Below are 3,914 nucleotides of genomic sequence, written 5' to 3'. Positions count from 1 at the left end.
TATCATTACCTGTTAGACATCATGAGCACCTATACTGAAGGACTACCGCAATGAACAACCACGAGCCAAAGGTTCAGAGTGTCAGGCCAGACCGTGAAGTCATGACGCAACAGCGTTTGCCCTACTTTATTGGCATTTCCGGACAGACAGTCAATGCCACGGGACTTTCCATGCATCTGGTGGTCATCCCTCCGGGCGCTCGCGCCGAGCCTCATATTCACGTCGGTTATGAAACCGGTATCTATGTCCTGGAAGGTACCGTATGCACACGTTGGGGACAGGCACTGGAGCATGAAGTGATTAGCCAGGCAGGCGACTTCCTCTTTATCCCGCCGGGTATGCCTCACGAAGCAATCAATCTCAGTGAAACCGAACCTGCGCGCGCCGTCGTCGCTCGCAATGACCCAGCCGAGCAGGACAAAGTTCTACCGTTCCCTTCGGGTCTGTGAAAAACGGGGTCAGATCGCAGTTGTTGCTAAGGAAAAATGGGGTCAGATCACAGTTGTTGCTAATATAACTGAATTATTCAAAAGTGGCGTCAGAATAAATGGTGTTAGTGCAAATTTACTGAGTTTTGCCTTTTTTACTAAGATAACTTTCTTTTAACCTGCAATAGCCGGGTTGTTTATGCCCCAACTTCGTTCACCAGTAATTCTTTGATTGCCCTTAAAAAAATAAAACTAGTGTGACTATTTATTGAGGATGGAGGGTTTATTTTGACCCGCTTAAGTAATAGAACGATGGGTTTCGATAGGATATTTTCATTATTTTCAATTCGTTAGGTGATGAGGACTATTGGCACGGAGTTTGTAAAGGTAGATATAAGCAGTGAAGAGAATCATTTGTACCAGTGTGGTTTAGTCCATACATACTTTTCGCGTTTAAAGATAGTGCAGGCAAGCGTGCTCCTAACGCTGCACCCTGCTGCAAGCAATGAGGTAACCAGATAATGAGTGATAACAATGAACTTCGCACCGAAAATCAGTATTGCCGAGTTAAATTGCAGAATGCAACTGGATACGATTTAGAACTTGATTCAAATGAATTGGAATGGGGGAAATTCACCGAAGGTCCCATTGGGTTATTGGCTAATGGTACGAGCCAAACCTTGTTTGTTTCGAAAGGCCGTTCGGGATCTCCGTCTGGAACTAAAGGGGACTGTGCTTACCGTGTCGGTAATACTGGGGTTATTCTTAAACTATCCTGGGATTGCCCCTATGGAAGTCCTGTTAGTACGCCTGATGCAAAATTTTCTCACACTACCACTCCGGGTGACCGATTTGTCGTTGATGGAAAATCCGGCACAGGAAAAGGAGTAGTAAAAGCGGATCTAGTTATAACAAATAAATAATTGGATTCCGGGGACAGCTAACTTAATTTCTTAAAGTAGGCTGGATTAAATAAACTGTCCCGTAATTCCCAGTTGACGGCGTAAGGCCGTAACTGATCTGGCTGTTAGCGCGCATATGGAGCGAACAAATGATGTCGAGTGAAAAATCCATGGGGCTGTGGATAGCGATTATCACTGGAATGTTAACGGTTCTTGGTGCCGCTATCGGTAGTACAATCAAGGGCGTCGGAGACATTCGCCTTGAACGTGCAAAATTAGATTCCCAGCTAATTCTCAACGCCTTGGCGCCACAAAATGTAGAGGAGCGGCGTGCATCACTTCAGTTTCTCGTGCAGTCGAACCTTATTAAAGACGAAGATACAAGACGCGGTTTGAGTCAATATTTTGAGGGCGAATCACCGCAGGCCCCTCCACAGCTTCGTCCGTTTATAGAAAGCGGTACGTCCAGAGTCCTTACTCCGCAAAGTCAACAAGTCTCCAACAACACTGACGTTGACCTATTCGTATGCGGGAAAGATAAAGCGAATAAAAGGATGGAACAGCAGATTTTAGAGCTTCATTCGTCCCTGAGGGACACCAACCATTTTGGAGCAAGTAAGTTAAAGGTCTGGGATGGCGCTCTGTATGATGAAGTATCTTTAGCGGAACTCGGCGACAGCACTACGATCATTGTCGATCAGGAGCACGCGGAAAGTACCGAGGTTTCAAGATTGAAAAATATCATAACCTCAATCGAGGGACTACCGCCTGTAAAGGAGATAGCCAATCGCGGAACCCTCACTGAGTGGCGGATCAGCATTGTAATCTGCTCATAGGTGCTGAAACTAAAAAATGGGGTTAATTCCCATTTCCATTCAGATCACATGCCCGGAATTGCAAGCGGCACAGGCTGCTGACGATAAAACTGGCACAGTAACCGATACACCTCAGGCATCTTTTCTTTGATACTTTCGGGTGCCTCGAAAAAAGTCTCACTACAGACCGCAAAGAATTCTGCCGGACTGGTCAGCGCATAGTCATCGAGTGGCAAGGGGCGGTGGTGTTGCCAATCTTTCTGCAATCGCTGCCACGCCGCCGTAAAAGTATCGTGCCATTCGCCCGCGCGCATATCGGGGTGCATGGGCGGTGCACCGTTGGCACCATCACGTAACATATCAAGCTTGTGCGCCAACTCGTGAATCACCACATTACTCGCTTTACCGTGACGCACGTGTGCGCCGCTTTCACGAACCGATTGCCACGATAAAATTACCGGCCCCCGAAGCCATGCTTCTCCACTCAAGCCGGGCCCTTTGGGGTGCACGACACCATCGTCACTGTGATAGGGACGATTGGGAACAAAATCACCCTCGTAAATAATGATGGTGGACCAGTGGTCGTACCAGTCCAGGCCAAGATGAAGAATGGGAACGCAGGCCATGGTGGCGAGCTTCAGACACATGGTGTCGGTAAATTGAAAATCACCGCCGGAAGTGAAATTTTTGCGAACCAGGAAGCGACACGTCATATCGCGGAGAGCGTCGCGCTCAGCACCCTGATAGCGATGCATCACCGGCCAGTCGGCGATAGCGGCTTCCCACTGAGCAGTGCTAAGGCCCATTTTTTTTACGCGACGATCTTCCAGCCAGTTACGAAAGCGCTTAAACATTTTTGATCCAGAGCATAGTTAACGTCACCCGAAACACCTCGGATACTTAAGCAGTAATGTGGAGCTACCTAGATAGAGAAAAACAGCAGAATTTAAAGTGCTGTAGCGCTGCATGTATAACTACTTTACAGAATCCTTGAGGACAGGTCTGCATTTTACAGCTTGGGTCACGTTGAATAATTCTGTAACCTATTTATAAGAGCATACTTTATAAGATCGCACTTTATAAAGGTAAGCTTTATAAGGGTGCGCTTTATAAGAGCGCGCTCAGCTATTCGCATTAAAAGGAAATGGGTTATGACAAACTTGATAAGAAGGCTACCCTGGTTTGTGCTGATCCTTGGATCGTTAACACTCGGCTTGGCTCCTTTTTTCCCTCAGCCACATCTGTTTGAAAAAATACAAATGCTTATCAATGGTGAGCGATCTCGCGGCATAGATATATTTGATCTTTTGCTGCATGGTTTGTTTCCATTACTGTTGATCGTAAAAGCTGCGCTATCTTTTAAGCATTCCAACATTAAGTGATGAAGATCTTTTTTGTAAACTTAAATAACCTCCTGATAGTAGTTTGTTGAACATGATGCGACCTTTTTTACCGCCTTGGTGGGCTAAAAATCCACATGTGCAGACGATTTTACCTGTGCTTACAAAGGTCGACCTCCCAGTGCTATCGCGTCAACGCCTGGAGTTAAGCGATGGCGATTTTATTGATCTTGATTGGTTAGGCGATCCCTGTAACGCCAGTAGCATTATTGTTATTTTGCATGGGCTGGAAGGCAGCTCTGATTCCCATTATGTGCGCCGCTTACTGCGGGATTGTTATCGGCTAGGCTTATGCGCTGTTGTACATCATCATCGTGGTTGTTCTGGCGAAACCAACCGTTTGGCTCGCAGTTATCATAGTGGGGATAC

5 protein-coding genes and 1 pseudogene are annotated in these 3,914 nt (G+C 46.6%); 5 read left to right on the top strand and 1 reads right to left on the bottom strand.

Features of this window, described 5'->3' with window-relative positions; genetic code table 11:
- Positions 1 to 50: 50 nt before the first annotated feature.
- The 3 genes from ABY436_RS19470 to ABY436_RS19460 all read left to right on the top strand — a co-directional run bounded on the left by ABY436_RS19470 (position 51) and on the right by ABY436_RS19460 (position 2,166).
- Positions 51 to 449 (top strand): cupin domain-containing protein, encoded by a 399-nt coding sequence (locus ABY436_RS19470; protein WP_372740586.1) that lies wholly within the window; start codon positions 51 to 53, stop codon positions 447 to 449.
- A gap of 500 nt (positions 450 to 949) precedes the next feature.
- Positions 950 to 1,351 (top strand): aegerolysin family protein, encoded by a 402-nt coding sequence (locus tag ABY436_RS19465; protein ID WP_372740585.1) that lies wholly within the window; start codon positions 950 to 952, stop codon positions 1,349 to 1,351.
- A gap of 128 nt (positions 1,352 to 1,479) precedes the next feature.
- Positions 1,480 to 2,166 (top strand): hypothetical protein, encoded by a 687-nt coding sequence (locus ABY436_RS19460; protein WP_372740584.1) that lies wholly within the window; start codon positions 1,480 to 1,482, stop codon positions 2,164 to 2,166.
- A 44-nt stretch (positions 2,167 to 2,210) separates the two neighbouring features.
- Here ABY436_RS19460 and ABY436_RS19455 read toward each other — a convergent pair whose 3' ends face one another.
- Positions 2,211 to 2,999 (bottom strand): zinc-dependent peptidase, encoded by a 789-nt coding sequence (locus tag ABY436_RS19455; protein WP_372740583.1) that lies wholly within the window; start codon positions 2,997 to 2,999, stop codon positions 2,211 to 2,213.
- 297 nt (positions 3,000 to 3,296) lie between these two features.
- On the opposite strand from ABY436_RS19455, the gene ABY436_RS19450 reads away from it, so the two are divergent.
- The gene (locus ABY436_RS19450; RefSeq protein ID WP_372740582.1) at positions 3,297 to 3,527 is read left to right on the top strand and encodes a hypothetical protein; all 231 of its coding nucleotides are present in this window, start codon (positions 3,297 to 3,299) and stop codon (positions 3,525 to 3,527) included.
- 52 nt (positions 3,528 to 3,579) lie between these two features.
- Positions 3,580 to 3,914 (top strand): annotated as a pseudogene (locus ABY436_RS19445) (hydrolase); the annotation flags it as partial.

The organism is Neptunomonas sp., from assembly GCF_041601355.1.
Lineage (GTDB): Bacteria > Pseudomonadota > Gammaproteobacteria > Pseudomonadales > Balneatricaceae > Neptunomonas.
Note: the sequence above shows the minus strand (reverse complement) of the source record. Positions and strands in the feature narration are given on the sequence as shown.

What these genes read in the sequence shown, in the direction of transcription:
- ABY436_RS19455 (WP_372740583.1), bottom strand. Translation starts at nt 2,999, where the DNA reads ATGTTTAAGCGCTTTCGTAACTGGCTGGAAGATCGTCGCGTAAAAAAA.
- ABY436_RS19450 (WP_372740582.1), top strand. Translation starts at nt 3,297, where the DNA reads ATGACAAACTTGATAAGAAGGCTACCCTGGTTTGTGCTGATCCTTGGA.
- ABY436_RS19465 (WP_372740585.1), top strand. Translation starts at nt 950, where the DNA reads ATGAGTGATAACAATGAACTTCGCACCGAAAATCAGTATTGCCGAGTT.
- ABY436_RS19460 (WP_372740584.1), top strand. Translation starts at nt 1,480, where the DNA reads ATGATGTCGAGTGAAAAATCCATGGGGCTGTGGATAGCGATTATCACT.
- ABY436_RS19470 (WP_372740586.1), top strand. Translation starts at nt 51, where the DNA reads ATGAACAACCACGAGCCAAAGGTTCAGAGTGTCAGGCCAGACCGTGAA.